This is a genomic window from Flavitalea flava (assembly GCF_054461575.1).
In genome coordinates, this window is the sequence record NZ_JBTLQH010000067.1 from 1 (window position 1) to 25475 (window position 25475).

General features: G+C 48.4%; 21 protein-coding genes and 1 pseudogene. 7 read left to right on the plus strand and 15 right to left on the minus strand.

The window, feature by feature from the left end; translation table 11 throughout:
* Positions 1 to 178 precede the first annotated feature (178 nt).
* Positions 179 to 610: a DoxX family membrane protein gene (locus tag ACX0G9_RS29745; protein WP_459068632.1), complete on the minus strand. Its 432-nt coding sequence runs from the start codon at positions 608 to 610 to the stop codon at positions 179 to 181.
* Positions 611 to 744: 134 nt separating this feature from the next.
* Complete coding sequence (locus tag ACX0G9_RS29750; RefSeq protein WP_459068633.1) at positions 745 to 2184, minus strand: aminotransferase-like domain-containing protein; 1440 nt, start codon at positions 2182 to 2184, stop codon at positions 745 to 747.
* A gap of 113 nt (positions 2185 to 2297) precedes the next feature.
* On the opposite strand from ACX0G9_RS29750, the gene ACX0G9_RS29755 reads away from it, so the two are divergent.
* Positions 2298 to 3773: a pyridoxal phosphate-dependent decarboxylase family protein gene (locus tag ACX0G9_RS29755; RefSeq protein ID WP_459068634.1), complete on the plus strand. Its 1476-nt coding sequence runs from the start codon at positions 2298 to 2300 to the stop codon at positions 3771 to 3773.
* Positions 3774 to 3787: 14 nt separating this feature from the next.
* Complete coding sequence (locus ACX0G9_RS29760; protein ID WP_459068635.1) at positions 3788 to 4861, plus strand: branched-chain amino acid aminotransferase; 1074 nt, start codon at positions 3788 to 3790, stop codon at positions 4859 to 4861.
* Between the two features lie 23 nt (positions 4862 to 4884).
* Here the strand turns inward: ACX0G9_RS29760 and ACX0G9_RS29765 are convergent, their stop codons facing one another.
* From ACX0G9_RS29765 to ACX0G9_RS29780, 4 genes are all read right to left on the minus strand, one after another.
* Positions 4885 to 6306, minus strand: coding sequence for a TolC family protein (locus ACX0G9_RS29765; RefSeq protein ID WP_459068636.1), 1422 nt, complete (start codon positions 6304 to 6306; stop codon positions 4885 to 4887).
* 78 nt (positions 6307 to 6384) lie between these two features.
* On the minus strand, positions 6385 to 7497 hold the full coding sequence (locus ACX0G9_RS29770) for an efflux RND transporter periplasmic adaptor subunit (RefSeq protein WP_459068637.1): 1113 nt from the start codon (positions 7495 to 7497) through the stop codon (positions 6385 to 6387).
* A 56-nt stretch (positions 7498 to 7553) separates the two neighbouring features.
* Positions 7554 to 10862, minus strand: a complete 3309-nt coding sequence (locus ACX0G9_RS29775; protein ID WP_459068638.1) for an efflux RND transporter permease subunit — start codon at positions 10860 to 10862, stop codon at positions 7554 to 7556.
* Between the two features lie 193 nt (positions 10863 to 11055).
* Positions 11056 to 11673: a TetR/AcrR family transcriptional regulator gene (locus ACX0G9_RS29780; RefSeq protein ID WP_459068639.1), complete on the minus strand. Its 618-nt coding sequence runs from the start codon at positions 11671 to 11673 to the stop codon at positions 11056 to 11058.
* A gap of 252 nt (positions 11674 to 11925) precedes the next feature.
* On the opposite strand from ACX0G9_RS29780, the gene ACX0G9_RS29785 reads away from it, so the two are divergent.
* The 3 genes from ACX0G9_RS29785 (at position 11926) to ACX0G9_RS29795 (ending at position 15915) form a co-directional block, all read left to right on the plus strand.
* Positions 11926 to 12735, plus strand: coding sequence for an SDR family oxidoreductase (locus tag ACX0G9_RS29785; protein ID WP_459068640.1), 810 nt, complete (start codon positions 11926 to 11928; stop codon positions 12733 to 12735).
* A gap of 117 nt (positions 12736 to 12852) precedes the next feature.
* Positions 12853 to 15537, plus strand: coding sequence for an MGH1-like glycoside hydrolase domain-containing protein (locus tag ACX0G9_RS29790; protein ID WP_459068641.1), 2685 nt, complete (start codon positions 12853 to 12855; stop codon positions 15535 to 15537).
* A gap of 246 nt (positions 15538 to 15783) precedes the next feature.
* Positions 15784 to 15915 (plus strand): type II toxin-antitoxin system RelE family toxin, encoded by a 132-nt coding sequence (locus tag ACX0G9_RS29795; RefSeq protein WP_459068642.1) that lies wholly within the window; start codon positions 15784 to 15786, stop codon positions 15913 to 15915.
* Between the two features lie 34 nt (positions 15916 to 15949).
* On the opposite strand, the gene ACX0G9_RS29800 is transcribed toward ACX0G9_RS29795, so the two are convergent.
* From ACX0G9_RS29800 to ACX0G9_RS29810, 3 genes and pseudogenes are all read right to left on the minus strand, one after another.
* Complete coding sequence (locus ACX0G9_RS29800) at positions 15950 to 16711, minus strand: hypothetical protein (RefSeq protein ID WP_459068643.1); 762 nt, start codon at positions 16709 to 16711, stop codon at positions 15950 to 15952.
* A 12-nt stretch (positions 16712 to 16723) separates the two neighbouring features.
* Positions 16724 to 17710 (minus strand): annotated as a pseudogene (locus ACX0G9_RS29805) (RHS repeat protein); the annotation flags it as partial.
* 156 nt (positions 17711 to 17866) lie between these two features.
* Positions 17867 to 18058, minus strand: coding sequence for a hypothetical protein (locus ACX0G9_RS29810; RefSeq protein ID WP_459068644.1), 192 nt, complete (start codon positions 18056 to 18058; stop codon positions 17867 to 17869).
* Between the two features lie 290 nt (positions 18059 to 18348).
* Here ACX0G9_RS29810 and ACX0G9_RS29815 point away from each other — a divergent pair, with 290 nt between their 5' ends.
* Positions 18349 to 18609 (plus strand): hypothetical protein, encoded by a 261-nt coding sequence (locus ACX0G9_RS29815; RefSeq protein WP_459068645.1) that lies wholly within the window; start codon positions 18349 to 18351, stop codon positions 18607 to 18609.
* A 268-nt stretch (positions 18610 to 18877) separates the two neighbouring features.
* Here ACX0G9_RS29815 and ACX0G9_RS29820 read toward each other — a convergent pair whose 3' ends face one another.
* The 4 genes from ACX0G9_RS29820 to ACX0G9_RS29835 form a co-directional block, all read right to left on the minus strand.
* Entirely contained in the window at positions 18878 to 19426 is a 549-nt protein-coding gene (locus ACX0G9_RS29820; RefSeq protein WP_459068646.1) for an ORF6N domain-containing protein, read from the minus strand.
* A gap of 38 nt (positions 19427 to 19464) precedes the next feature.
* Positions 19465 to 20322, minus strand: coding sequence for a tyrosine-type recombinase/integrase (locus ACX0G9_RS29825; protein ID WP_459068647.1), 858 nt, complete (start codon positions 20320 to 20322; stop codon positions 19465 to 19467).
* The gene (locus ACX0G9_RS29830) at positions 20312 to 21235 is read right to left on the minus strand and encodes a tyrosine-type recombinase/integrase (protein WP_459068648.1); all 924 of its coding nucleotides are present in this window, start codon (positions 21233 to 21235) and stop codon (positions 20312 to 20314) included. Before ACX0G9_RS29830 ends, ACX0G9_RS29825 begins: the two co-directional genes overlap by 11 nt.
* A gap of 121 nt (positions 21236 to 21356) precedes the next feature.
* Positions 21357 to 23732: a toprim domain-containing protein gene (locus tag ACX0G9_RS29835; protein ID WP_459068649.1), complete on the minus strand. Its 2376-nt coding sequence runs from the start codon at positions 23730 to 23732 to the stop codon at positions 21357 to 21359.
* Here ACX0G9_RS29835 and ACX0G9_RS29840 point away from each other — a divergent pair.
* Entirely contained in the window at positions 23695 to 23982 is a 288-nt protein-coding gene (locus ACX0G9_RS29840; RefSeq protein ID WP_459068650.1) for a helix-turn-helix domain-containing protein, read from the plus strand. The genes ACX0G9_RS29835 and ACX0G9_RS29840 overlap by 38 nt on opposite strands.
* Before the next feature lie 14 nt (positions 23983 to 23996).
* Here the strand turns inward: ACX0G9_RS29840 and ACX0G9_RS29845 are convergent, their stop codons facing one another.
* Together ACX0G9_RS29845 and ACX0G9_RS29850 are read right to left on the minus strand one after the other, a co-directional pair.
* The gene (locus tag ACX0G9_RS29845; protein ID WP_459068651.1) at positions 23997 to 24479 is read right to left on the minus strand and encodes a hypothetical protein; all 483 of its coding nucleotides are present in this window, start codon (positions 24477 to 24479) and stop codon (positions 23997 to 23999) included.
* Positions 24480 to 24482: 3 nt separating this feature from the next.
* A complete protein-coding gene (locus tag ACX0G9_RS29850; protein ID WP_459068652.1) occupies positions 24483 to 25403 on the minus strand; it encodes a hypothetical protein in 921 nt (306 codons plus the stop codon).
* Positions 25404 to 25475: the final 72 nt, after the last annotated feature.

Here is a 25475-nt window from a genome sequence, read left to right on the forward strand (position 1 = left end):
TTTGGCTAACGATTCGTACTACCTCGCTCGTTCAGGACTTCCACCTTAGAGCTAATGAACATGCCTGGCGCACAAAAAATGGCGAACACAGTTCGCCGGCGGGCCGTAGGCCACGACATCAGAGACGTCAGAAAGAGTAAACCTGAAGGGTTTAACTTTTAAACAAAACCCTTCAGCTTTACTCTTTCTCGAACTTAAGGAAGGCTATTTTCCCGTTTCCAACGATCAGGAAAAGAACCAGTAACAGGAATACCACGATGGAAAGTAATAATTCGGAAAAAGGCCGGTACATATCGGGTGATAGTCCTATAAAAAATATCGCCCCCAATAAAATGGGTATCTGCAGTATACAGGCAAAACGGGTGAGTACTCCCAGTATCAAAAGGATCCCTCCCAATATATGGGCGAAGGAAATATAATTGCTCATCAGGATCGAGGTGAAGGAGCCGAAGGCCATCTTGCTGGTCATCAGATTCAGCATGCTTCCCATATTATACAAAAACTGAACTCCTTTGAAACAAAGGAAGATACCCAAGGCAATGCGTAAAAAATCCAGCCATTGGGGATGGTGCCTGTCCCCCCAATACTCAATGCGTTGTACGAAGTTCATGTGGCAAAATTTTAGATGAGCAATAAAGAGCGGAGCGGATCATTAAGAATGGAGATGACCGCCTACTTAAATATACGTTTTTTTGTCCATATTTGGAATTAGTTAATATATTGTCTTGCCGGAATATTTTTTGATCAGATCATTTTTTTGATCAGCCTGCCCAGGGTCTTTAATCCATCTTCTACTTCCTGATCCCAGGGCCGGCCATAACTGATCCGCAAACAATTGGCGAACTGTCCCTGTCCGGAAAACAGCTGACCGGGAGCTACGGAGATCTGATGTTTTAAGGCTTCCTGGTATAATTTATAAGCATTCAGTTTTTGATCCAGCTCCAGCCAAAGGACAAAACCGCCCTGTGGCCTGGAGATCTTTGTCCCCTCCGGAAAATAGGACATGATGGCCTGCGTATACCGCAGGCATTGGGTATGCAATGCCTTACGCAATTTTTTCAAATGGTATTCATAACGCCCTATACTTAAAAAATGGGCGATGGCCTGCTGAGTGATCGTCGTGCCGGTCACCGTATGGATCAGTTTAAGTCTTACTACCTGCCCGGTAAAACGACCCGGGATCGCCCATCCGATACGATAGCCCGGAGCAAGCGATTTTGACAGGGAACTGCATTGCAGCACCCACCCTTCTTTATCAAAAGTCTTACAGGTCTTCGGACGATGACGGCCAAAATAGAGTTCTCCATAAATATCGTCCTCGATCAGGGGGATACGACGCCGGGTGATCAGTTCCACCAGGGCCTTCTTTTTTTCGTCGGGCATACAACTGCCCAGGGGATTGCTGAAGTTGGTTACGAATACGCAGGCCTTTATGGGAAACTTATCCATAAGGGCTTCCAGATGCGCAGGATCAAGCCCGGTGATGGGATCAGCCGGGATCTCCAAGATCTTCAACCCCATGCTTTCTATTACCTGGAAGATGCCGAAATAAGTAGGGTTCTCTATAGCTACGGTATCCCCGGGCTGAGTCACCGCCTTCAGGCACATAGCTAACGCTTCCATACAACCGGCGGTGATGACCACCTCTTCCTCTTTCACTTTGCCGCCCCAGTTAAAAGCCAGTTTGGCCAACTGTCTCCGCAATTCTCTATTGCCCTGGATATCTTCGTACTGGATCCCATAATGACGCGAAGCACGCATGGCATGGACCAATGATTTATTTAGTTTTGCCGCCGGCAATAAACTTAAGTGCGGGGCTGCGATGGAAAAATTGATCAGGTCATCCGAGGAAATATTACTGAAAACTGCCGCGATCATATCCTGCACGCTTACCGGGCTCGCCATCTGTTCCGGCTCAGATACCCTGGGTAGCCCCGGCAGCCGGCGGAAATTAAAGCGGACATAATAACCCGATTTTGGCCTGGCCTCGATCAATCCCTTCCCTTCCAGGTGATAATAAGCCTGAAAAGCCGTGCCCATACTTATCCCGTATTCTTCGCTCAGCATCCGAACGGAAGGCAGCTTGTCCCCGATCCTGAGGGTCTCTTCCCCAATCATCTTTTCCAGCCCTTCGGCCACCTGCAGATAAAGATGATCCTGGTCATTAAATAGTTTTTTGCTCATATGCTTTCGATCTGATCTAGTCAAAATTAATAAATCTGCATCTGTTTTATTCCAAAAATAAGAGAGAAATTTGTTTAAGAATATAAGACCATGCAATTGAAAATATAAAAACTATGGAACCGACTGAAATACAGCAGGAAAACCAAACCACAGAACAAACGCTCGATCCCGGCAACTGGGAAGAACTCAGGACGCTCGGCCACCGGATGGTAGACGATATGATGGATTATCTGCAGTCAGTAAGAGAAAGGCCCGCCTGGCAAAACATCCCTGCCAGTGCCCGAAGCAGCCTGAAAAAACCGCTGCCCCGTCAGCCTCAGCCGGCAGCGGCTGTTTACGAAGACTTTACCAGGCAGATCCTTCCCTATAATTGTAATAATATTCATCCCCGTTTTTGGGGTTGGGTACAGGGAGGAGGCACCCCTTTCGGGATGTTGTCCGATATGCTGGCCAGCGGTATGAATGCAAATGTCGCCATTGGAGATCATTCCCCGATGCTGGTGGAACACCAGGTCCTTGACTGGAGCAAAGAGATCTTCGGCTTTCCTGCCTCCGCAAGCGGTATCCTGACAAGCGGTGCTTCGATAGCCAATATCACCGCGCTTGTCGTCGCCCGCAACCATTTTAATGATCGGATCAAACAAAAAGGGATCAGGGCCGCGTCCGCACAATTGATCATTTACGGATCTTCCGAAACCCATAATTGCCTGCTGAAAGGTGTCGAAGTGATCGGCATCGGCAGTGAATATTTCCGTAAGGTTCCGGTGGATAATGACTACCGGATCCGGCTGGATGTATTGCAACAAACGATCCGTGATGACCGGGAAGCAGGGTATCTGCCCTTCTGCGTGGTAGGAAATGCCGGGACCGTGAATACGGGAGCCATCGATGATCTCTCCGGTCTGGCAACGATTGCCAAACAGGAAAAATGCTGGTTCCATATTGACGGGGCCTTCGGGGCCGTCCCGAAATTGTTGCCGGAATTCGGCGAAACCCTGAAGGGTATAGAAGCGGCTGATAGCCTGAGCTTCGACTTTCACAAATGGTTTTACATGAATTATGAAGTAGGATGTGTGTTGTTCAGGAACGCAGCGGCACATAAGGCAGCCTTTAGTTCATCCGTCAATTACCTGATGCATCATGAAAGAGGTGCCTCCGGTGGTCCTGATCCTTTCTCCAACTACGGTCTGGAATTATCCCGCGGATTTAAGGCCCTGAAAGTATGGATGTTGTTAAAGGAAAATGGCATACAGAAATATGCCGGATTGGTCCGTCAGAATCTGCAACAGGCTCAATACCTGGGTAATCTCATCACAAAAAGCAGAGAGCTCGAGTTATTGACAGACGTTTCCCTGAACATTGTCTGTTATCGTTATAATCCCGGCAACCTCGACGAAAAGGAATTGAATATCCTGAATAAAGAGATCCTTATCCGTTTGCATGAAGAAGGAGTTGCCGTTCCTACTTATACCGTGCTGAACGGACGCTATACGATCCGGGTGGCGATCACCAATCACCGCAGTGTACGGGAAGACTTTGATGAATTGGTACAGGCCAGTCTGCGGATCGGAAATGAATTAACGCATTAAATAAATATAAGATCATGGAAATCAATACCGCTCTCCACATCCCCGTTCAACGGGTCGCCGCGTCACGGATAAACGAAGTGGATTTCGACCACCTGGAATTCGGTCAGCACAATACTGACCACATGCTGGTTTGCGATTTTGCAGCCGGAAGGTGGCAAAAACCTAAGATCATTCCTTTTCAAAATTTTTCACTTAGTCCAACCGCGCTGGGTCTGCATTATGGACAGACTATTTTCGAAGGGATGAAGGCTTTCCGGATGGAGGATGGGCGGGTCAATATTTTCCGTCCGCAGAAACATTATGAAAGACTACTCCGGTCTGCAGAAAGATTATGTATGCCCGTCGTGTCTTATGAGGTATTTGTAGAAGGCCTTCGTCAGCTGGCAGCGCTGGAAAAGGAATGGATACCGGCCATTTCCGGAGGAGCCTTGTATATCCGACCCTTTATTATCGCCACGGAAGCAAGACTCGGTGTAAAAATTTCCGAAGAATACCGTTATGCCATTGTCTGCAGTCCTTCGGGGGCTTATTACCCGCGTCCCTTAAGAGTAAAGATCGAAAGACAATTCGTCCGCGCGGCTAGCGGAGGTACGGGTTATGCCAAATGCGGGGGCAATTACGGCGGAGCCTTTTACCCCGCCCAAAAAGCAAAAGAACAGGGGTTCGACCAGGTATTATGGACGGATGGAGCAGAAAATAAATACCTGGAAGAGTCTGGTACGATGAATGTATTTTTTGTCCTTCAGGGCAAACTGGTCACTCCTCCTTTATCGGATTCCATACTCGACGGGGTTACCCGGGATTCTCTTATACAGCTGGCAAAAAAAGCAAATATAACGGTCGAGGAACGTCGTATCAGCGTAGACGAACTACAGCATGCCTTTGAAAAAGGTACTATTACAGAAGCTTTCGGATCCGGAACCGCTGCGGTGGTATCTCCGATCCGCACTATCGGCATCGATGGGATCGATTATTCCCTGCCCAATGGAAATGGCCGGCAGGGTCTTGCCCTTTCTTTGCGGATCGATCTCGATGATATCCGTTACGGAAGAACAACCGACCATTTTGGCTGGAATATGCCCTGTTGATCTTTCCCGCCAGGGTAATTTTTTTAATTCCCCAGGTAAAAATCGATAACCTTTTTTTGCAGCATCAGGGAAATGATCGACTGGATCTTGTTCTGCCGGGCTTCCAGGAGATTGATCTGAGCTGTAGATAATTCAATAAAATTCGCTGCGCCCTCGCGGTAACGGCCATTAAGGGTTTCAAAGGCTTTCTCTGCGGCGATCACCCCTTTTTCCGCCGTGGTGATCTGTTGCAGGGAGGTCGTATAATCTCCATATGCCTGCTGCATTTCCGAAACGATCTGGATATGCTGGTTCTCCAGATCTATCTGTGCGTTGCGGGAAACGATTTTTGCAATGGCGGTATTCGAGCGGGTATAATAACGATCGAAGAGAGCCCAGGAAGCGTTAACCGACACGGATCCGTTGATCTGACTGGTCAACTGGTCCCCGATCCCGGATTGAGAGCCTGGTTTGGTATTTACTCCATTTACATACAACTTATCAAAATAGGCCCCGTTGGAAAAAACGCCGGCGCCCAAAAATACCCGGGGAAGATAGCCGCTCCTGAATTTCTGAATATTCCAATCGGCTACCTCTTTGTCCAATTTGTAGGATTGCAGATCTACCCGTTGAGAAAGGGCCTTACGGACCAGGGATTGTCCATCGCCATACAGTTCCGCCTGAGGTTGTTCATCCACAGGCACTTCCCCGAATTCAAAGCGGTCCAATGAATCCAGCCGTAATTTTTTTAGCAAAAGGATCTTGTCGGTACGAAGGCGGTTCTGCGCATTGATCAGCGAGGACTGGTCACGGCTGGTCTGTGCCTGTTGCTGATAAAGATCTGCCAGGGCCTTGCGGCCTACTTCTGTCAGCGCAGTGAGCTGTTTCTCACGGTCCATGGATGTCTTCCAGTTCTCCTGTTCCAGCGATACCACTTTTTTATCCAGCATTACCTGTAAAAAGGTTTGGGTAATATCCAGGCTGATCTGCTGTTCGGCTCTTTGCAGCGTTAATTCGGAACTTTTTTTATTCAGGGTAGCTGCTTTCAGCGAGGCATAATTATAATGCCCGGTGAACAAATTAAGCGTGCTGGTCAACTGATAATTAAAAGCGCTCCGGTTGGCATTAACTACCGTAGGTCCTGAAACACTGACAAAATTTTTGCCGGTGGAATAATTATAACCGGCTCCTGCATTAAGATCGGGCAGGAATTGTCCATAGGCATTTAAGACCAGGGCTCCTGCCAGTTCTACATTATTCCTTCCTTTTAATACTTCCGTCGAACGGGCAAAACCTATATCCAGGCAGTCCTGAAGGCTCAGGATCTTTTGCGGCGTCTGTTGTTGCACCTGCGGAGTATTCATGGCATCCTGTGAAAATGTCTTATCCGAAAAAATTAATATGCCTGCCAATGCCAACAGGGTTATGGCCTTCACCCGGGCCATTTTATTTTTCTTGCGATTCATATTCCTTCCATTTGTATTTACATTCGCCCTTGTAAACGGCGAACTGTTGTTCGGTTAAATGTATACGACCTTTCCTGCTCACTTTTCCGGTCTTACTTGCTGGCCTTCTGTCAGGTCTTCCCCGACATGCACGGCAACCCGGTCACTTTCCTGCAACCCGCTCATCACCGTTGCCGTTACGCCGGTATTTTCACCCAGACCGATTTCCTGGAAATGAAGGGTATTGTCCGGCCTGACCAAAGCGACGAAATATTTTTCCTTCCGTAAAACCAGGGCATCTGAAGGAATTTGTAGCCGGGAGGTTGCGGGTCCCTGAATATGCACCTGCACATAACTACCGGGAATGATCGCATCCTTTGTATTGGGCAGATCTATTTCGGCAAGCATCATCCTCGTACGGGGATCCAGTTCTCCCGCCATCCGGAGTACTTTTGCTTTTATGGAGAAAGCAGGGCGCTCCGATAGAGTGATCACAACCGGATATCCGTTGCGGACATAAGCCGCATCCTTTTGTTCAATATATACATAGATGCGGATCTTATCCAATTGCGCCACCGTAACTACCGGCAAGGCGCTGGTTTGCGAATTGGTCGCATTCTGGACCAGGGCTCCCCGGTCGGCAAAACGGGCCGTCACCGTGCCGGAAAAGGGAGCGATGATGTTTTTGTACTGCTGTTGTTCCTGCAGGGATTTTACCCGGGCCTCGGCCATTTTCACTCCTGTCTCGGTTTGTTCTTTATCTTCCGTAGAAATATAATCTTTCTGCAGCAGTTTCTTATCCCGGTCGAGGACCCTGCGTTTGTTCTCGAGATCGGCTATGGCTGCCTGGTATTCCTGGTCCACTTCGGGGGAGAGGATAGTAGCTAATAGTTGCCCCTGTCTAACCTTGTCTCCTTTGTCTACCAGAATCTTATCCAGGTAACCACTGGTCTTGGCGTACAAAACGGCATTCTGGAAAGGCCGGGCCTCCCCGATAAGAATCAGTTCCCTTTGCGGGGCAGAATGACCGACCGACACGATTGTCACCACAGGGCCTTTTTTAAAGGCATTATCCCTGGCCTTTACTTCACCCGCGATACTGATATTTTCTTTACTGATCAACAGCAACAAGGCTAAGGCCGCCAGGACAATCAACAGGCCGCCTCCGATGATCAGTCTGACGGGCCTTTTTTTCTGATTAAGAGCACTCATAAAAGAATGTTTTAGCTACTTTATTTTTTAATTACGGATGTCTTTCACCTTTCCGGTTATACCGGATGAGCATTATTTCCATGCACCTGCGCTCCCTGCGCGATCTCCTGTTCAAATTTTTCATCCAGCAGATGAAGGGTCGGCGATTTTTTGCGCAGGATGGAATACACCACCGGAACAATAAAAAGCGTAACCACCGTTGCCACCGTCAGTCCGCCGATGACGGCACGACCCAGCGGAGCGTTCTGTTCACCACCCGCACCCGTTCCCAGGGCCATGGGGATCATCCCCAGGATCATCGCGATGGCAGTCATCAACACCGGACGAAGCCGGGTCTTGCCCGCTTCCAGCGCCGCATCTAAAGCGGTCATCGTCGTCCCTGCCCTTACCTCGTTGGCATAACTCACCAGGAGAATCGAATTGGAAACGGCAATCCCTACCGCCACGATGGATCCCATGAGCGATACCACATTGATCGTCGTTCCCGACACGGCCAGCATCCACAGGATACCGGCGAATGCGCCGGGTATCGCCATCATGATGATAAATGGATCCATCCAGGATTGGAACAGGACCACCATCAGCAGATATACCAGCGCGATAGCCAGGATAAGTCCAAGCCCCAGGGTCTTAAAGGAATTATTCATCACATCGGATTGGCCCCTTACATTGATATGCATCCCTTGTGGCAATTTTCCCAAACCGGCGATCTTTGCTTCGATGCCTTTGGTGACCGACCCCAGATCCCTACCTTCAATGTTGGCGGTTATATCCATCACCCGCTGCACGGTGTAGTGATTGACCAGGTTAAACCGGTTCTCCGTATTCAGCGTGGCAATATTACCCAGGGACTGGGTTTGTGATGCAGGCAGATCGGTTATTGCATTCACGGGCCGGGTAGCCTGCCCGTTGTTCGCCGGGGTAAGCGGCATGGCCAGCAGGCTTTGCACGGAATTTAATTTTTCCGTCGGGACCTTTACCGCGACCAGGTAGTTCACATTATTCTGCGGATTGATATAATAAGAAGGGGACACCGTTCCGCTTGACGACAGGGCGATCAGCATATCATTTGCCACATCCCTTTGCGTAAGCCCCATCTGACCTGCCTTTACCCTGTCCACATTTAATTTGATCGTAGGATAATCCAGGATCTGTTTAATATTTACGTCCTGTGTTCCCGGGATCTGGCGGATCCCGTTACGTAATCTCCGGGCATAATCCCAGGACACATTATAATCGGGGAACTGGATCTGTATATCAATAGGGGCGGACAATCCGAAATTCAATACCTGGCTGACAATATCTGCCGGCTGAAAATAAACGGAACAACCAGGGAAATTCTCGCGGAGGTCTTCCCTGATCTTCTTCATGTATTCCACCGTCGGCCGGTGTTTCTCTTTGAGGGAGATCAGGATATCCGCATCCATACTGCTGGTATTGTCGGTAGAAACAAAACCGAGATTAAAAAATGCCGGGATACCGAGCATATCATTGATCGTACTCAACTCATCAGCTGGGATGATCTGCTGAATATGCTGCTCCGCCTGGTCTACCAGTCTTTCGGTCTCTTCGATGCGGGTACCCGATGGCGCCCTGAAGTGGAGCTTCATCAGCCCGACATCCGTCGAAGGGAAAAAGTCCGTACCCACCACTTTTAATAACCCGCCTGTTATTACCAGTACCAGCAACGCAATGAACAAGGTCGTTTTTTTATTGGAAAGCATGGAATGCAGCAATCTGCCATAGGATTCTTTAAAACGATCGAATCCCCTGTCCCGGGCTCCGTTGAAACTCCGGGAAAACCGGGTCATCCAGCCGACTTTTTTGTTGATTGAAGATTGATTTTCCGGTTGACCTTCTTTCGCCTCTCCGCCATGATGCAGGTCTTCTCCTTCCATCAGCATCCGGGAAAGGGCCGGTACCAGGGTCCGCGAAAGAAAATAGGATGCCAGCATCGCCATGACCACCGATAAGGCCATTGGTGTAAACAGGAAGCGGGAAGGACCGGTAAGCAGCACTACCGGGAAGAATACGATACAGATGGCTAGCGTAGCCATCAGGGCCGGAGTGGCGATCTCTTTTGCCCCGTCCACAATCGCAACCGTAAGTGGTTTGCCCAACGCAAGGTTGCGGTGAATATTTTCCACTGTAACGGTCGCATCGTCCACCAACATACCAATGGCCAGCGAAAGACCGCCCAGGGTCATGATATTAAGCGTATTCCCGGTTAGATTGAGTCCGATAACAGATACCAGGATCGCCAGTGGAATAGAGGTACATACGATGACCACACTACGCCAGCTACCCAGAAAAAGCAGGATCATCAGCGACACCAGGATGGCAGCTGTCACTCCTTCGTGCAATACGCTTTCGATCGCATTACGCACGAATATGGACTGGTCAAAATCGATCTTCATTTCCAGGCCTTCCGGCGCCAGTTCTTTGATCAGGGGGATCATCGCCCTCGCCCCTTCAACTACTGCCAGGGTAGATGCATTCGCTTTTTTGAGAATGGTGAGATAGGCTGCCCTGTTGCGGTCCACCCGGACTATGTTCACCTGATCGGCATAACTATCCGAAACCTTGGCCACATCACCCAGCGTGACGGTTTGACCGTTCACGATTTTAACCGGGATATCGTTGAATTCCGCCAATTGATCCGGGCTGGAATTCAAGGCAATATTATATTCCTTCGTACCTATCTTGGTCGTACCTGCCGGAATAATGATATTGGACGCCTGCAAGGCATTTAAAACATCATTGGGAGAGATCCCTTTTGCCGTCAGGGCCCTGTTGTCGATATCCACCATGATCTGTCTGGTCTTACCCCCATAAGGAGCAGGGGTGGATAGACCGGGGATCGTAAAAAGGCGGAGGCGGATAAAATTCAGGGCATAGTCATAGATCTTTGCTTCGGGCAGCGTTTTGCTTTTTAAGGTCAATTGTGCAACCGGTACATTGGAGGCATTGAACTGAAGGATAAAAGGGGGCTGCATCCCGGGCGGCATCAGGCGGAGAACAGTACTGGAAACGGCATTCATTTGGGCAATGGCCGAACCGATATCCGTGCCTTTTTCAAAATAAACTTTTAAAAGGCCGATCCCAGGCTGTGACTGGGACTCGATATGTTCTACCCCATTGACGGAAGAAGAGATACCGCGCTCGCTAAGCAGTACCACCCTCTTCTCAATTTCTTCCGCAGAGAGACCCGGATAGTTCCACACCACATTGACGACCGGAATATCGATCACAGGGAAAATGTCCACTAACATAGACTTGATGGAAAGAACTCCCATGATCAGGATAAAAAGAGCGATCACCCCAATAGTATAGGGCCGACGCAAGGCCAAACGAACGATCCACATAATAGTAAATTGTCAGGTTTGCGGAAACGATCAGGGATAAACGAAGATCGCTGTCCGGCTATTTGGTTATAAAATGACTGGCTGGCAAGCCATCACTATGGTAATATTCGGGGAAGATCGAATATCTCCAGACTAAACAGTTCATTACAAACTGAACTATGCTGATTTTAACTTTTTTCTACTTATTTGGGCCCTAAGCGAGCAGTTTTTTAACAGCCTTCACCGCATTGTCGATCGGCCACAGTTTTTCATAAAGCTGGCATTGCATTACCGCTCCGTCATATAAAAGGAATAAAGTATCAGCGAGATCCTGCGCCTGCCCGGCATCGATCCCTTTTATATTTTTCACTTCGTCCAAAAAAAATTTCCGTTGTTTGTCTTTTTGCAGTCTCACCTGCGCCCTGATCTTTTCATTACCCTGGGGTAATTCCGCAATGATGCGGATATAGGCGCATCCCCCATAATTCGTATCCAGCATAAAATCCGCACGGCATTGGAAAGTTCGGAGGATCCGCGAGGCCGCATCGGTCATTCCTTCGAGATACTCTTCCAGTTTACCGCACCAAAAAACACGATACCGTTGCTTCAGGTATTCCACACAAAGATCTTCCTTCGAAGGAAAGTGGTAATACAGGCTGGCCTTGGCCACTCCGGCTTCTTCAATGATCTGGTTTATTCCCGTCAGGTTGTAGCCCTGGGTATAAAACAGACGGCAGGCGGTCTCCACAATATGATCCCTCACCGACATTTCCGTCGCTTTTGCATCCGGTGCCTTTGCTACCGTCGCTTTTGTTCCGGCTTTTGTCACCATACTTGCCTCCCCCTGGTTGCTACCTTTTTACAGAATTGAAGTAAGATCCATTTTTACCCGAAAAGGTGATCATGGACGTTTCGCGACACAAATATAGAAATATTCAGACAAGTCTGTCTACATTTTAAAAAAAATCCTAAAAATTAATATCCACCGACCCGATGGCAATGATTTAATCGCTACATTGAATTGAGGAACAACCGCTTGCCTACTCCTGACGCTCCTGCATCCCTACCCTTAAAATAATTAATCATGGAAAAAAAACTAGCCGGACAGATCGCCATCGTTACCGGCGCCAGTTCCGGAATCGGGGCCGGCGTATCCCGGGCATTAGCGGCGGCCGGCGCTACGGTAGTCGTTAATTATCCCGTTGCAGCCACTCTTTCCGCAGCAGAAGGGGTCCTTACGGATATTAAAAATGCAGGCGGCACAGGTATTTGTTATCAATGCGATGTAAGCAAGGAAAACGAAGTACAAAAAATGTTCGCAGAGGTGATCGCTCAATTCGGTACCGTGGATATCCTGGTTAACAATGCCGGCCTTCAACGCGACTCTCCTTTTCAGGAGATGACCCTGGAACAATGGAATTTTGTAATAGGTGTAAATCTCACCGGCCAGTTCCTTTGCGCGCGTGAAGCTATCCGTGAGTTTTTACGAAGGGGCATCGTTCCGGAAAGATCCAGGGCCGCAGGCAAGATCATCTGTATGAGCAGTGTCCATGAAGTGATCCCCTGGGGTGGTCATGCGAATTATGCCGCCAGCAAAGGAGGCATCATGCAACTGATGAAAAGTATTGCCCAGGAATTCGCCCCCCATAAGATCCGGGTCAACAGCATCGGTCCCGGGGCTATAAAAACGCCTATCAATCATACCGCCTGGGATACACCAGAAGCCGAAGCCAAACTGCTGGAGCTTATCCCTTACAACCGGGTGGGTATAGTGGAAGATATCGGTGCTGCCGCCGTTTGGCTGGCCAGCGATGAGTCGGATTATGTAACCGGCATAACTTTGTTCGTTGATGGGGGGATGACTTTATATCCCGGGTTTAGTACGAATGGATAAGGCCCCCCAACCCCCTAAAGGGGGAGTTAAGCATGATGGCGATAAAGGGTATCCCCAAAAACCTGCAAGGGAGCTCGGTTTTCAGAAGATATTTTTGAAAGATAGAACAGAAATGAAATGAGTACTACAAACGAAAATAGCAGCGACTTAGGTAACTCCCCCTTCAGTGGGCCGGGGGGTGAAAAAGAGCGGTTAAAAGAAACAGCCTGGAAAAAATGGGGGCCTTATGTGTCGGACAGACAATGGGGTACGGTACGCGAAGACTATAGTGCCGATGGCGAAGCATGGACCTATACTACACATGAGATGGCCCGCAGCAAGGCATGGCGCTGGGGAGAAGAAGGGATCGCCGGCATATGCGACCGCAAACAACTGGTCTGTTTTGCGGTAGGCCTTTGGAATAAAAAAGACCCGCTTCTGAAAGAACGTTTGTTTGGTCTTACCGGGTACGAAGGCAATCATGGAGAAGATGTCAAAGAACTATATTATTACCTGGACTCTTCCCCCACGCATTCGTATATGAAGATGCTCTATAAATATCCGCAGGCAGCCTTCCCCTATACGCAACTGCTGGAGGAAAACAAACGGAGGACCCGCAACGATCCGGAATTTGAGATCCTGGATACCGGCATTTTCAATGGTGACAGGTATTTTGATGTTTTTGTAGAATATGCCAAGGCGGATACCGAAGATATCCTGATTAAGATCACGGTACATAACCGCGGCAGCGAAGATGCCGCCATCGATATTCTGCCCACCTGCTGGTTCCGGAATACCTGGTCCTGCGGTCCCGATCGTTACAAACCGGGTATGCTCACGTCCAATGAAGATTCCATTCTTATCCGTCATGATGAATTAGGCGATTATATTTTGCATGCAGAAGAGTTTCCGCCTTTCTATTTCTGCGATAATGAAACGAATACCAAAAAACTGTACGGTACCGACAAAACCGGGTTTGCCAAAGACGGCATCAACGATCGCCTGATCCATGGAGATGAACAGGCGGTGAATTATCTGCAGGGAACCAAGGTTGCTCTGCATTATGATAAAGTAGTGCCCGCAGGAAAAAGCGTTACCGTCCGGCTTCGGCTCGAATCGAAAAATAATATTTCCCCTTTCCGGGATTTCGATACCATTTTTTCCGCCCGGATCAGCGAGACCGATGCCTTTTATGCTGAATTACAAAAGGATATCACCGGAGAGGATGAAAAAAACGTCCAAAGACAGGCCTTCGCGGGCATGTTGTGGAGCAAACAGTTTTATTACTATGATGTAGACGAATGGCTGAAAGGAGACCCGGGTCAGCCCACTCCCCCTCCTGATCGTTTAAAAGGAAGAAACCGGCAATGGCGGCATCTGAACAACGCCGATATCATATCGATGCCCGATAAATGGGAGTATCCCTGGTACGCCGCCTGGGATCTGGCCTTCCATTGTATCGCCCTTGCCATGATCGATATTTCTTTTGCGAAGCGACAGTTGACGATGCTCACGCATGAATGGTACATGCACCCCAATGGTCAGTTACCCGCCTACGAATGGGCGTTCGGCGATACCAATCCGCCGGTGCATGCCTGGGCGGCCTTCCGCGTCTATGAACTGGAAAAAAACAATAACGGGAATAAGGGAGACATCCCCTTCCTGGAAACCATCTTTCATAAACTATTGCTGAATTTTACCTGGTGGGTCAACCGCAAAGATGCAGAAGGCAATAACATTTTTGAAGGTGGTTTTTTGGGTATGGATAATATCGGGTTATTCGATCGCAGTAATGTTCATCTGCCGGAAGGCACCCATCTCGAGCAGGCGGATGGCACCAGTTGGATGGCCATGTATTCCCTGAACCTGATGCGGATCGCCCTGGAGCTGTCCAAAACGAATCCCGTGTATCAGGATATGGCTACCAAATTCTTCGAACATTTCCTGCATATTGCGGGGGCCATGGCCAGTATGGGCACAGGCTCCGAAGGCCTTTGGGATAATGAGGATGAATTTTTTTATGATTCCATTAAATTGCCGGTAGGTGGAAGTTTCAAACTGAAGATCCGATCTATGATCGGTCTCGTTCCTCTTTTTGCCGTAGAGGTTCTCGATGATGAGGTCCTCCAATCTCAACCGGAGTTCACCAAACGTCTGAAATGGTTCCTGGACAATCGCCCGGAACTGGCTGCCCTGGTTTCGCGCTGGCAGGAAAAAGGAGCCGAAGAAAAACATCTTTTATCCTTGTTAAGAGGTCATCGTGTCAAACGTATACTGCACCGGATGCTGGATGAGACGGAGTTCCTCAGTGATCACGGAGTACGCGCTCTTTCCAAGGCCCATGAAAAAAACCCTTATCAACTTACCGTTGATGGACGTGTGCTGGGCGTTCAATATACCCCTGGGGAATCTCCTATTCCTCTGTTCGGGGGTAATTCCAACTGGCGCGGACCTGTCTGGATGCCCGTGAATTTTCTGATCATCGAATCCCTGCAACGTTTCCATCATTATTATGGCGATGATTTCAAAGTAGAATGTCCGACTAATTCCGGCAAATATCTTACCCTGAACGAAATCAGCATAGAATTGTCTCAACGGCTAAACCGTCTATTCCTGCGGGACGACAAAGGGCGAAGAGCGATTTACGGGGATTGTGAAAAAATGCAGACCGATCCGCATTTTAAAGAACATATCCTCTTCTATGAATATTTCCATGGTGATAATGGAAGAGGAATGGGAGCATCCCATCAGACAGGCTGGACGGGTCTGATTGGTAAATTGCTGATGCCGAGAAAGGTGGTGGTAAAACCGCCGGAGAATTAGGTGACGATAGGCTGCGTATTCTCTCTTTGATATGTAAATTAGCGTCGTCATGCCTATCCCCAAAAAGTCGCTGATTTTCCTCATCAGAATCTAAGGCGTCATTTTTGGGACATAGTTCCCCTTGCTGGAGTGACCGTTGTTGAAGAATTGTAAGAAAACGCCGGAAATTTTTCTCATACAAAATTCCGATGTAAGTGGACAGATCCACAACTACACAATGCCTCATCAGAGGAGGAGGCCGAACGGTTGCAAAAGCTAAAAGGCCGCGATGCCTCCCGAATCCGTATCGGTGATTACCGGGTTAATTATGAGATCAAGGATGGCAGCCTTATCGTGACTGTTATTAGCATCGGCCACAGAAATGAGGTCTATGAGTAAAATTATTCAACCAGGTATTTGCTTATTTCCTCTCTTACTTTGCTGGCAGCCCTAACAATCGCAGCCTTTCGTTCTGTGATATGCCTGCTTGAAAGGCTGCAACATAATTCTTGCACTCTTCAAGAGAGTTATTAATAGGCCTATATTCAATAGAAAAGTCCGGGTTGTTCACATTAAATATGTAAAAAATCTCTTTATTAATATCACTAAGCAAAAAATGATTACTGTCCCTCCATATTCGATTAGAAAAGAAATTGAAGAAAATGCCGGGGTCTGGATGACCATGTAAAAAATGTATTTTATGCACAACCTCTTCTTTTTTTCTAATAAAACGCAGATAATAATCGGTATACCCGGGATATATTTCGCAAAGGAATTCAGCATTATGTTTCTTATCTGGCGACACTAACGTCTTCCCATAAATTACTGATGAAAAAAAATCGTCTTTTTCAATTGCGCGATATATATCATTTAAATCTTCAATATCCCACTGGCTTTTTGCCCACAAAATTTCAAGACCCTTAAATATGACAGTATACAGGGCTTTAATACTCTTCTTATCAGCAATAGACTCAATCAGTGAGGAATCAATGTAACATTTCATATTGGCAGTCTTCTTATCATCCCTTTCAATCTGTTCATGTTGGTCTTTCCCATCGACTAAAAGAATATCCAAACGTCTGTATGTGACATATTTTAATTCCCGAATCCGTCTTTGAATATTATACTGTATATGCTTAAGACTAAAAGAATCAAGCTCTCTATTTTCAAACACTATGTAAAACTGTTTCAGCATTATCAGTATTTTTTAATGTGGTAAAATTTGCTCTGGCGGCGATTGGCCGCCGTTGCGGATTTGATACAAACCTACCATCCCTGTTTCAAAAGCATGGGCAGACGGTTTGTCCGTAAAATAAGCAAGGGTAAATTGCCGAACCATTACCATTGGATATCTAGCTCTCATATAGTCCAATTGGCTATCTGGTCTTCGATTCCCCTCACCACCATACGTGTCGTATGCCATACTTGCCACGCCATATTTCAATGTTTGCCACTTCATTCTAGCTAAATCCCATCCACCTATCTCATAAACCTTATGCGTGAATGTCGGCAGTTTGGCAACTTTAACTTGAGTTCCAGAAAGCGGTACAGCTATGGGTTTTGAAACATCAATACTTGGTGCTCGAATTCCAATAGCAATATCCCCTACAGGGCTATATGCCGGAGGAGGCGCATTCGAATGCCATGTTGTAGTCGCATAGAGAATGCCTCCTGTAATTAATATTGGAATTGCGCCTGCGGCTGAGCCAACGCCAGTCACAATTATCTCGCCTGTACCTTCTAATGTGCCGATTACTATGGGAATAGAAGTAGCAGCTGATGAAGGAGAAGTAGTGATTGGTGCTGCGACAGTTGAAGGAGGTGGTGCAGCGTTCACAGAAGGCCCATTACATGTTTTGCAACCCGGCTTTACAGCGGTCACGACTGCGGCTTCCATGCAGCCTTGACAGGTTGAATCTGCACTTAATCCGATGGGATCGTTTAATATAGTGGGATTATCAAGAGCAAAAGCGAAGGGACTCCATTCAGATGTTCCAAGATCGGCTAATGGATCTATCTGTCCAAATCTGCCAATTTGTGGATCATACATTCTATTTATCGCATCATACAGTTCTAGCCCACTTCCGTCACTGAACTCTTTATTCTGCAGTTCATTGCCACCATTAAACCGGTACTTATTCTCAGCGTAGTTACTCTTTAATGCCTTATCACTAATCCCCGCCATGGTCAACCCAAACGGATAATAACTACCAAACCCTTTTTAACCACCCCTCCGTTTTTGGGGCGTTCGGATATTTGTATATTCAAAGAACTTTCCAGCCTCCAAGATAACCGTTTTTTCTTTTCAGCTGAGTTTTCAATTGAGTTCAATTGAAAGAAAAAATCCCCCCTAATGGGAGGACTCTTCTTCGTCCGGGTTGGGTAGTTCCGGTAGCTGTCCCCATTGGATCAGCACTTCCTGGATGCTGGCGCCGGATACCAGGATCTTTCCTGCATACTGGGCCAGGAAGGCGGCTTCCAGTTCCGGCCTCACCTGGATGATCTTTAATGCTTTGTCTTCTTTTACGATGTACGTTGTCATGGTTTGTCTTTTAAAATGAATAAAAAAGTAATCCCCTCACACCCCGGAAGAGGGGTTGCTTTTTTCATTGTAAAAGACCCGGAACGGTCTGGTAAAAGAAAAAAGGAGGGCATATCGATCAGGGAGGTAAAAGGTGTCGATGGATTCAGGTTTTCCTCTACAGGTGTTTATAGGCGTTTTAAGGCGCTATTGGTAAGCGGTAAACACAACACTGCGGCTGCTGGTATTAAAGCCCATTAGGGAGTATTAAAGACCGTAGCGCTGCCAGGCTTTAATACCGGCGGACGGAGTTGGCAACGGCGGTACCATTGCCCGGATGTATTCTACCGCCGATCGCCGGCGGCCGCTTGTTCTTTCGTCCCAGATTTTGTATTCGTGGCAGTGCAGCGCCCGGGAAGGAGGAACGACTGGACGGGGGCTGCGCGTCCGCCACCACCGCCATGTGGTCGGCAGTGCTGCACGGAGGAAGGCCGAGAGGAACGAGGCCACCGGGCAGCTACCCGCCGGATCGGCCATACCGTTATGCCGGAGCTTTTGCGGAGGCAAAATAAAACATACAGGCTGCCGACCACCGGCAGGTGGCGGACGTTAACAGGCAGCGGGTGGATGCGGCCTTAGCCGCAAACACGAAGCAGCTGCCCGAACGAAGGCCCGGTGAGCAAGCAAGAGGCGTGACAGGTAGGCTGGCTACTGCCAGCCAGGCCCAAGCGATGAGAGGAACGAACAACGCCACGCCGTTACCTGGCGCTCCACTTGCCGAACCTCGGCCGCAGAGAGACCTTTCTCCCTGCTTAGTGGCGTGGGGGCTTACACGGCGGATTAATCTTTTTCATCCGCCCTTCTAAAGCCGATTCTCGGTCTTGGCTCCTGGGAAGAAGGAGGATTTATTAATTTCTTTAGATACTCAAAAATGAGCTGTATCTCCTCGTCATGTCCGGTTACTTTCTTTTCTAACTGTTCCAGCTTCAATAAAATATCCTTGTGCGCAGACAACATTTCCCGCATCTTTACAAAAATCTCAATAAGCCGGATGCTCACCTCCATAGCCGTTTCACTTCGCAGCACATTGGCCAGCATCAATACCCCATGCTCGGTAAAAGTATATGGAAGGTAGCCGCCCAGGTGCTTTTTGGATGGTATCGCATTTTGCGATACCATGATTTCAACCTCCTGTTCCGTCAGTTGGAACATAAAGTGTACCGGGAAGCGTCCTATGTTTCGTTTTACCTGCTCTCTTAACCTTATCGGCTGTACCCCGTATAACTCCGCCAGGTCTCTGTCCAACATAACTCTCTGACCTCTGACCATATAAATTTTACTCATGATCTCTTCGTCTGCCACCACTATCGCTTTTGTTGCCTTTGCCATAAGATTTCAGTTTTAGGGTTACAAATGTATTTTTTTATTTAACGCAGCGGGTGATGTTTTTGCAGTTCACTTTGCAGGTCCTGCATATCCAATACCTGGTAACGCTCCGTACTGCTTACATATCGGTGCCCGGCCATGTATTGCACCTGGCGAAGATTATATTGCTGCAGCCAGCCGGTGATCACAGTATTACGGATCTGGTTGGCACTAAGGATCTTCGGATTGAGTTGTTGTAGTTGTCCGATCATGTGCCGCATCCGGTTGCTGATGTTTATCCGGCTCGCGTCCACCCGCACCGGCCTGGCTAAAAAGATCCCTTCCTTGAACCGGTTAGCCTGGATGTATTGCTGTAATTCCAGCACCTGATTCGCCTGCAACGGCAACCACCGCTCATTGCTTTTGCCGCTGCCCTTAATAAAGAGCTTCCCTTCCCGTAAATGGATGTGTACCGCTTCCAGTCGCGTGATCTCTTCGGTCTGTAGGCCCTGGTAGATCAATAGTCCCAGCATGATCTTTTTTTCCCGGTCTACATGCAGCTGTAATTGGTATTTGGTATACAGCTCTTCCAGGGCTTCCCGGGTTAACAGGTTGCCCGGCAGTTTCCGTACAATGCCTCGCATGTACACGCCCGCGGCAGGGTTATCCTGCCGCCTGCCCTCGGCGATCAGATACGTAAAATAATGTCGCAGGATATTCAACTGACTATGGATCGTCCGTTTGCTCTTGCCTTTCTCTTGCATGGCGCGCATAAAGGCGATCACCTCACTATAGGTGGCCTGCTCGCCGCTCAGTTGCTCCTGGGTTAACCAGTCCGTAAACACTTGCCCGTACAGACTATACTGATTAATCGTAAGGGAGCTATAGCGTTTGTCCCGTAGGTACTGTTCAAAGTTCATCGGTTATACGTTTACTTTCAGGTTCATGAATAAGGTGGGTATAGAGCTGGGTGCTATCCAGGACAGCATGCCCTAAAAAATCCTTTATCCGTTCCAGGGTCATCCCGCTTTGCAGCAGGTGGGTAGCGATACTATGGCGCAGACTGTGCGTACCTACCGCCTTTCGGATACCGGCTTTGCGAACCAGCCTCTTTATCCGCACATACAGGCTTTGTTTGGTAATCGGCCCGCCCTTGTTCGCATCGATAAACAAAGCCCCGCAAGACCCTTGTATTAACTGCGGTCGGCCTTGCTCGATATAGTCCCGGATGTCCTGGTAGCTTTTCTCCGCTACCGGAACATACCGCTCTTTGTAACCTTTTGCTTTGCGTACATACAGCATTTTCCGGTCATCGAGTATATCACTGCATTCCAGGCTCGCCCCTTCCTGCAGACGCAACCCGCAGCCGTAAAACACCGATAGCATCGCCCGGTCCCGTAACCCTAATACATCATCCTGGGTAGCGGCGTACAGCCGGTGGATCTCCCGGGCCGTAAGCCAGGTGGGTTTGTTTCGACAGTCCGCTAAACGCTCCAGCGTAAAGCCGATACTGCTTTTACCATTACGGCGGATATACTGGCTAAAAAGGAGCAAGACCTGGATGTACTTATTGAGATGGGCGGCACTGAAGCCCTGGCCCGTGCGTATCCCGATCCGGGTTTGCTGCTGTTCCATAAAGGCTGTCGCATCCATGGCTGACAATGCTTGAAGACTATACTTTCCGTGGGCCTCCTGATAATGCAAGAACTCTTGTAGGTGTCGCGGCATCGCCGCTACACTCGTAGGCGCATAGCCCAAGACGGCCAACCACTCCCCAAAGCCTTGCTGCAATAAGGTATGTTCATCGCTGGTAAGCGGGTAGCGTGTTGGCATAAAAAATAGTTTCGCTAATATTCTCTTTTCACTGAACTACTGAACCACGTGGGAGTAATATAGATGGGGCAAGCCTTTGCGTGGTTCACTGCCTGTAGGGAACCACTCGTGAACCACTGAACTACTGACTTTTATTTCGGATGGTGGTCAGGATCTCCGCCAGGTGCTGGTCGATGCTGCTTTTCAGCTGCTCATATTCCTGGTAGTTGGTAATGTGGTATTCGTATTTCCGGTAACGGTTGCCCTTGCCTTTGATATAGCCGTACCGGTCCAGCTCTACCAGGTACCGTTTCAGGTTACTCGGATTGAGCTTTAATTGGGCCCGGATCTCTTTGGCTGTAAACGTTTCTTTCTGCTGCTGGTGCAGGATCACTTTCAGCCCTTCTAAAAAGCTCCGGGTAGCCTGGGTCAGTTCGTCGCTCTTACTGAAGAGGGCATCCTTCAACAACGCAAAAGCAGCCTGTATATCCTCGATGGTGGTTTCCACATACGGATTACCTTGCCCGTCCCGTTTTACCGGCCGCTGGTACTGGTGATAGAACGTGATCGTTTCGATAAAGGATAACAGCAAGGTCATCGTCCGGCGGGGCTTAAAAACCTGCTCCGGGAGATGGATGTACTTTGCATAGGGATTGATCACTTGCACCGCCGTCAGCACCCGTTGTATATGCTGGAACTGCTGGCGAGTGTGGTGCTCCGCTTCCCGGTTGATCTCGCCCCCGGCCAAGCGGGTCTGGTATTCTATAACCCGCCTGTCCTGGTCCTTGCCGGTATCGATGTAGAGCAGCAAACAGCGGTTGGCGTTATCTTCGTACAGCTTCTCGCGGGTCGTGCAGCCGCTCACGCTTACCGGGCCTTCTACCAAGAGGGTAATCGTTTTCAGGTTGCCCTTACTATCTTTTAAGGTAACGGTCTTACTGATCCGGCGTTTGCTTTGTAGTTCCCGCAAGGGATACATCGAAGACTCCGCGCCGTCCAGGTCCTCGATCAGCAGCAGCTTATTTTTTAACTCGTCCTGTCTAAAATAGTAAAAGGCATTTTCGGTGATCTGCGTAATCTCGATCTTATCTTCCGGCGGGATCAGTTCGCTGACCTTCTCCTGCAGGTAGGTTTTACCGCTGCCGCTACTGCCCAAAAACATCAGGTGTAAAGGCACGGCCAATTTTCGGCTGCTGTATACCAGGTAGGCGATCAGCCGGTTGGTTTCCTCTCCCACAATGCCCGACCGGCCTATATCTTCACTCGTTCGCTCCAGCAGGTTCGCTTGTTTCAGGTAGTTAATGGCCGCTTGCCGTTGGGCCGGACTTAGCGTGGGCTTTTCTTCTGTGCGTGGTTGCAGGGATTCCACGCGCCGGGCCCGGTAGCTCTCCAGGGCACTGGTGAGCCCGGCAAGGGTCTGCGTAGTGGTTTGCGTACTGCTATCGAAGCTTTCGGCAATCTTATGGATGAGCTGCTCGCTGTGCGGCTGATTGTACAAGTCCAGGTTATGGCGCACCGGTAGCACCTGCTTTGTCTTGTGTTCTATTTTCAGCGTCACCCGCATCCGGTCCAGGCCCGTGATCTTGATACCACCCAGCACCGTGATCAATAGCTCGCCGCTCTCATACACCAACAGCTCCGGGTTGGTCGTGATCAGTTTATCCTCCGCGACCTGTCGTATAGGTTGGGCAAGGGTTTCAGCAGCAAACGGTTTTTTATTTTCCACAGGTAAAGAAAATGCCTTTCGCTCTGCCAGCAGGTCTGCCAGGATGCGCGGATCGTCATGGGTCTGCAACAAGCTGTTTACATCTTCGTTTTCCGGGAGGGCTACTTTCGTGAACTTGATATGGGGCAGCAAGCCGTGTAGGGTCTGGTAATGTGTGGCGGTGGCGGCTTCTCCCGGCTCGTCTCCATTTAACAGGAAGATGATTTCTTCCAGGTGTTTGAGTGATAGTATGGCTCGGCTGTGTTCGTCCGTCAGCCCATTGGTGCCATACAGGGCCAGCACCTCATACTCGATCGTGATGGCCGGTTGTTGCAAGATCGTTACCGCATCGATGATGCTTTCTACCAGGATCAGCCGCGTAGTTGCCGCCTTTGGATAACCCGGATACAATCCTTCGCGGCCGCCTAAATAAAAATGTCGTTGGTCGCTGTTGTTGGTAATGCTGCGGCCGTATAGACTGACTACCTTGTGTTCGGGGTTGCGCAGCGGGAAGATCACACAGTCCTTAGCCCATACGCTGTAACCGCCAGCCGGCCTTGGTTTTATCAGTCCGTATTTAACCAGGCTGTTCAACAGATGGTGCTGTTTACTATCGCGGTGCAACACACCGCCATTATAACCGGTCTCGGACTGCCGGTAATCAATGCCGCGACTTTGCAGGTAGGCAACCGCCTCCCGGGTCAGCGGCAAGCTCCTTTTGCAATAGCTGAACACTTTACCCAGCACCGCTTCCTTTTCCAACACGTCCGCTTCGATGAATAGCTTGGCAGCAGTGGCTAAACAACTCGGCACTAAAGGCCCGGCCATTGGTCGCTATGAGCGCGACGAGATGAAGCCATCCATTGATGCGGCGACCAAGATGGCTAATATCTTAGAAGTATCCCTGGACTGGTTGGTGGGCAATACCGATTCCGCTTTCGATACCGCTACCCTCAACCGCATCCAGGATATTAGTAAACTCTCCCAAAAAGATAAGGAACTCGTTTTTGAGTTCCTCGATTCCTTTATCTCCAATAGAAAAATTAAAACCGCTTTGCAGTAACGGATCGCAGATGCCTACCGCATTACTTTATCAAATGAGATTCCTCCTCTGTCAACAAAACCGAGTATTTGACTATCGAGTAATTGTGGCCTTTGCCTTAAAAATTGGTTATACCCAACTGATTTAAAGATTATATTCCCTTGTTGCGTTCCAATTTCCCATTGATATTCAATTTCACGCTTAATGTAATCTGCATTAATTGGTCGTTGAGGCGTATGTTTAATTATATCCTCAACTTCAAGCCTAAAAGGCTCTGAGATCTCTATATCTAGCTTTAAATCGTATACATTTTCGAAAATTAATGTGCATGGTGAAACCCAAAATCTGAAGTATTGACTTTCTTCCGTAGGTTGTACCCAGCTAAAAATATAGTCGATATCAAAGCTTAATTCATTATTAATACCAAATGACATTGCATAGATATTACTATCATGCCATTTCATATTTTCAAAGTCTTTTTCAGTCCATATAGTTTTCTCAAGATTAATATTTTCCATACTCTAAGGATTTGTTGTTGGTGGTTTTGGTGTTGGGGGCGGCGGAGGCGCTGGCGGAATATTTTTACTTAAATCTGTTTTAGGTATATCATTAGGCTGCGCGGGCCTAATCTTTCCACCTTCATGTACGTGAGGAGTTGGAACACCTCCATGGGAAGCCCCTTTTGTATCAGTTCTTTTTACTTCTTGAAAACCAGAAGGGTTCCTGTCATTTTTTTGATACGTAGTTGATCCTCTATCATTACTCACTGTATGGTCGCCTGTAGCGTTAGGATCAGGCTTGCGATCATTTGAACCTCTACCTTTACCTGAGCCCTGATTATTAGTAGCATTAGTGTTTGTCTGTGCTGGAGCTGTCCCGGTCGAGGCCGATGGCGGTTGCATCCAACTATTCAACTTATTCAGCGCCCCCTGGTCCGTAGGTGTGAGTGTTATAGTTGCTTTTGATTGTGCCGCCCCGTTCTGCTCGGCCATATCACCTAGGGAAGCGGTTCCAAAACTCGACATTAGAAGCGGGCCACCTGTGGGAGTTGAAGCCACCGCTGTAGTCGCTGTAGCTCCTACAAGGAGTCCTTCTACCCATTCCGCACCTGCGACAATTACAGGAAGAACCTGAACCTGACCAAGGTTGACACCACAACAAGCACTTGCATCTTGCCCTTCATCTCCCAATGGATCATTGTACCTCGCTGGATCATCATTCATGGCATTATAAGGAGATGCATTCTCATAACCTTGCTCTATTTTTGGGTCGATCTGCCACCATCTCCCCAACTGCGGATCCATCTCTCTTAAAGGCGTTTCATACATCTCTAATCCCGACCCATCACTAAACTCTTTATTTTGCAACTCCGATCCTTTATTGAATCGATACTTATTTTCAGCATACTGTGTTTTAAGTGCTTTATCGGAGATCCCAGCCATGGTCAACCCAAACGGATAGTAACTACCATACCCTTTTTATAGAAGCCTCCTTTTTTGGGGCGTTCGGATATT